This window comes from uncultured Campylobacter sp., assembly GCF_938045405.1.
Taxonomy (GTDB): Bacteria; Campylobacterota; Campylobacteria; order Campylobacterales; family Campylobacteraceae; genus Campylobacter_B.
Window position 1 is genome coordinate 1 of record NZ_CALIMW010000012.1, and the last position, 4178, is coordinate 4178.

Below are 4178 nucleotides of genomic sequence, written 5' to 3' on the forward strand. Positions count from 1 at the left end.
TATTGCTATCAGTTAAAATTTTAATATTCTTGCCGCTAAGATTAGAGGCTACGGATCTACTTGATTTAGAGCTATCTTTGGAAGTGGTTCCGCTAAGCTCTGCAGAGGCGCCTACGCTAAAGCCCCAGGTAACCCAGCTAGAGGATGCGGCAGATCCTTGGGAGATGAGGGCGGCGGTTAAAAGAGCAAGGGTAAAGAAAGAAAGCTGTCTTGTAAATTTCATCGCTTCTGCTCTTTCAATCGCCTATTAAAAATTCATTTTCCACGCCATCTTTATTCCTATACAAATTAATAATATATCCCGTCTACGCAGACATCGGCATTTAGTTCGGCGCACATTTTTAGCATTTCTTTACTAAAGTCGATAGAATATACATCGTCCTTTTCCGTCGTATCTACCGCTACATAAATATTAACGGTTAAATTTAATTCCGATATCCTCTTTTTGATATCGCCAAAGTTCGTTTTTAAAATTTCATACAAATCTTTTAACGCATCGTCCGTGTATACACACTCTTTCTTGGCAGTACAACACGACCAGTTACATCTATTTATGACTTCGCCACGTCTTTTATTTATGTCACCAATTTTATTTTTCTCAATCTCCCCGCATAGGATCAAGTCCGAAAAATCAAAGTTATATTTATCCGAAGATAACCAAAAACCAACATACATAGTAGTCATTTACGCTCCTCATAAATTTACAAACCCACTAAACCTATATAATTACCCATTAACGGCTAAATTTTAAATTATACTATTTCTACCGATATTTGAGCGTCGATTTTGCCGTCGTTTTCTTTTAAAATTTCAGGAAATCCCAATTTTATAATCTGCTCTTCGGAGAGGCTATAAGAATAGTGGATATTTGCCTCTACGCCCAGCGGGCGGACTATTTTTGCAACTTCGCTAAAAGGCAGCTTAACGTCCAATAATGCCAAGTAAAAGGCGTCCTTATCGCTATCAAAGACATTTATATAGCAGCCTTTTATATTTTTATCTCCGTTATTTGGAGCTTTGATTATTCTTTCATGGCTAGCAGAGCAATCTAAGAAGTATGAAAAACCGGGCTTAACCATATCGATGCATCCAAAAGATCTCATCTGCTCTATGTTTAAGCTATAGCTATCTACATAGTAGGGATCGTCTTCATCCGATTTTACGATTTGTTTTATATCTTCTAAATCAAGATCTATTTGCCGCGAATCGGCGTAGCTCTCATCGATACCGAAAGATGTTATCTCATAATATGTCTTATAATACATATCGCGTATATGAAATTTAATTCGCTTATCTCTTAAAAGCTTTGGATCTATTTTTAGACCGAGTTTTTGCGCGTCCGATTTCGCAATCAATTCAGGCTCGAATATAAATTCTTTTCCAAAACGACCGCTTTGCCCTTTTGGAATTTTAATCCAATACAGTTCTCGTCCATCTCTTACCGGAAAAAGATAACGGAAAATACCTTTTATACTTTTCATTTTTGAATCCTTCTTGTTTTATTTGCTTTCTCAACCCGCTTTAAATTTACGCTATACGCGCCTAAGATACTCTGCGCGTATTGAAATTTATACCTTAAGGCGGCGCCTCATCTTTTGTATGGTATTATATCGCTCTTTTTTACAAATACTTTTATCTCGCTGCACTTTTCAACGACCTCGCACCACTTATCATCGCAGTGGCTAATTACAAATATAGGATAATCGGGTCTTGCTAAAACATCATTTTCATTTTTGGATGCATAGGTTCTATATTCTCCCTCATAAAAATAACTATATTTATGCCTATCCTTAAACCAATACATATTCTTTTGAGCGGATTTATCATCGGCGCCGGCGCATTTGGCGGCATATTTCATAAAATACGGCTCACACCCGCAAAAGAATAATAACAATATAAAAGGTGCGAAATACTTCACAACTCTCCTTCCAAGTATAAAATTAATATCTTTTTACTATATCGTCCTTCTTTACGAAATACTCTTTTTGACCGCAAGGATAGTAAATTTTGCACCATTCGCCTTCGCAGGATTGGATAGGGATGACTATCTCATCATAATAAGCAAATTCTTCTTTATCTTCATAGAAAATTTTACGAATAACGGCGTCTTTAAATTTATATATAATTTTTTGATCTATTTTTTCGCCGCATTCGCCGTAAAAGGCACCTTCTTTGTGTTTTGCAAAAGTGATTTTATGCCCTAAAATCGTAGGGCTGCACCCATATAGGCATAACGCGACAAAAGATATAACAAAATTTCTCATCTCTCCTCCTACTTAAAATGCACTCTATCTTTTATTTGGATACATTAGGCTATTAAATACCGCTATAGAAATTATGGCTGATACTAATGTCAAAATTTTCATCTTATTTTCGCCTCCTTTGTCAGAATTTTATTTATAACGCCTTATAATATTCCTTGCAAATACATACGTAATTTTAAAATTTTATACCTTAAGACTGCGCCTATCTTTTAAAATTTTATTCCTCATCGCGCCGATTTTGCACCCTCTTTAGCCACTCTTTTTCAAATTTAAAATATTTCTCAAGCTTTTTATTCTTTTCTATTTGATTCCACTTTTCTATCTCGGCATAATCTTGCAGTTCGCCTCCGCATTTAGGGCAAACGCTCCTATCTTTAACGTCCGAGAAATTATAAAATTTAAGACACCCTTTGCAACGCATAAATTTAGGATAATATTTTATGCTTTTTTCAGGGCGAAATGCGAGATGCGCAAAGAAAGCGCACGCCGCAAAGCATAAAATTCCTATGATGATACGCAGATACGCGCTTTCAGATTTTACCGATGCCATAAAGCCGGGCTTTATATCAACTTCCCCCAATAGAACGGCCGCCAGTCCCCATGCGAAAAAAGCAAAAAAGCCGATTAATGCAAAAATTCTATTTAGCATTTTTATATTCCTCTATAACAAATCAAAATTTCATCGCTTTTAAATTTACGCTTTTTAGGCTTCGGGGGTTTAGCGCTTTGATCGGAGGCGTTTCTTCGCCAGTAGTCGCCGTCATTATACTCCGTAAGCTTTTTGCCGCAGTCTGGGCAAATTTGATCGGTATCTTTGACGTCCTCGTATCGGTAAAATTTACCGCAGTCTGCACACCACATATACTTCGGGTATTTTTTTATACTCTTTTCGGAGCGGAAGGCAAAATAAAAGCCAGAAATACCTATTACTATAAATGCGATTGCAGGCAATATCCATAAACTACCCGCATCATCAAATTTAATATATTTCTCGCCTATCTTTACATGTTTATGTACCGTAAAATTTATAAGATATAAGAAGCACATTATGCCTGTCAAAAAAGCGGCAATTCTATCTAGCATTGCGTTGCTCCTTTTCGTTATGATCTGCTTCATTCATAGCGTTTTGCGCCATACCGTCCGATCCTTAAATTTGACTTTTATGAGAGATAAATTCTATTCTTGATCGTTTTAAATTTCTCATATAACAAACCTGGAATATTGTAAAATCAACGTATAATCTTCGCTATAAAATTTTACCCTATTTTTTCTATTGTAGATACTCATACTTAGCAGATATTTGGCGAAATTTATGTAATCCTTCGTACTAGGGAAATAAAATGTAACGCTTTGGTAGAATGTTTTAAAATCCAGCTCAAATTTATACCTGTCCATATCGTCCGCTATGCAGCACTCCGCTTCGTCCATTTTGATAAATTCCTCTATATCTATGCATAGCTGAGCACTATTTTTTGCAAATCGCGCTCCTCCCACCCAATATTCATAAGGAAAAAGCTCTAGGTATGAGATTCTTTCATCATACGATGATGTTAAAATGTTTTTTGCGAAATAATACATAGCCAAATTTGTAGTAAAACCCAATACCACAAGCTTTTTGTCTTCTAGAATTTTAATATCTAATTTATGATACTCATGCCCCATAAGTTCCTCATCGATAGTTAGAGGATCGTCTTTTATATAAATTTTATTCGGCAGCACTGATTTATTCTCCTTTTGCGCACTATGCCGTTATTCATCGAGTGCCGTCGAGTATGATCCCAATCCCTTTGATTGCGGAGTATAATAACTTTTTCCGTCTACATTGACGCTATTCGTATTCATATTTTCTCCAATATAAGTTCCGCCGAGCCCTCCTCAAGCGAATTATACTCATCCAGATGTATATGCGAATGT

The 4178-nt window shown here is 36.2% G+C and carries 8 protein-coding genes; 1 reads left to right on the forward strand and 7 read right to left on the reverse strand.

Going from position 1 to position 4178, the window contains the following annotated elements; genetic code table 11:
• Positions 1–251, forward strand: a 251-nt coding sequence (locus Q0140_RS00500; RefSeq protein WP_297960462.1) for a hypothetical protein, incomplete at its 5' end; no start/stop codon positions are given.
• A gap of 37 nt (positions 252–288) precedes the next feature.
• On the opposite strand, the gene Q0140_RS00505 is transcribed toward Q0140_RS00500, so the two are convergent.
• The 7 genes from Q0140_RS00505 to Q0140_RS00535 all read right to left on the reverse strand — a co-directional run bounded on the left by Q0140_RS00505 (position 289) and on the right by Q0140_RS00535 (position 3983).
• Positions 289–675: a hypothetical protein gene (locus Q0140_RS00505; protein WP_297960465.1), complete on the reverse strand. Its 387-nt coding sequence runs from the start codon at positions 673–675 to the stop codon at positions 289–291.
• Between the two features lie 77 nt (positions 676–752).
• A complete protein-coding gene (locus tag Q0140_RS00510; RefSeq protein WP_297960468.1) occupies positions 753–1481 on the reverse strand; it encodes a hypothetical protein in 729 nt (242 codons plus the stop codon).
• A 107-nt stretch (positions 1482–1588) separates the two neighbouring features.
• Positions 1589–1918, reverse strand: a complete 330-nt coding sequence (locus tag Q0140_RS00515) for a hypothetical protein (RefSeq protein WP_297960471.1) — start codon at positions 1916–1918, stop codon at positions 1589–1591.
• A gap of 22 nt (positions 1919–1940) precedes the next feature.
• Positions 1941–2264, reverse strand: a complete 324-nt coding sequence (locus tag Q0140_RS00520) for a hypothetical protein (RefSeq protein WP_297960474.1) — start codon at positions 2262–2264, stop codon at positions 1941–1943.
• A 217-nt stretch (positions 2265–2481) separates the two neighbouring features.
• Positions 2482–2913, reverse strand: coding sequence for a hypothetical protein (locus Q0140_RS00525; RefSeq protein ID WP_297960477.1), 432 nt, complete (start codon positions 2911–2913; stop codon positions 2482–2484).
• A gap of 2 nt (positions 2914–2915) precedes the next feature.
• Complete coding sequence (locus Q0140_RS00530) at positions 2916–3347, reverse strand: hypothetical protein (protein ID WP_297960480.1); 432 nt, start codon at positions 3345–3347, stop codon at positions 2916–2918.
• A 117-nt stretch (positions 3348–3464) separates the two neighbouring features.
• Complete coding sequence (locus Q0140_RS00535) at positions 3465–3983, reverse strand: hypothetical protein (RefSeq protein WP_297960483.1); 519 nt, start codon at positions 3981–3983, stop codon at positions 3465–3467.
• Between the last annotated feature and the right edge of the window lie 195 nt (positions 3984–4178).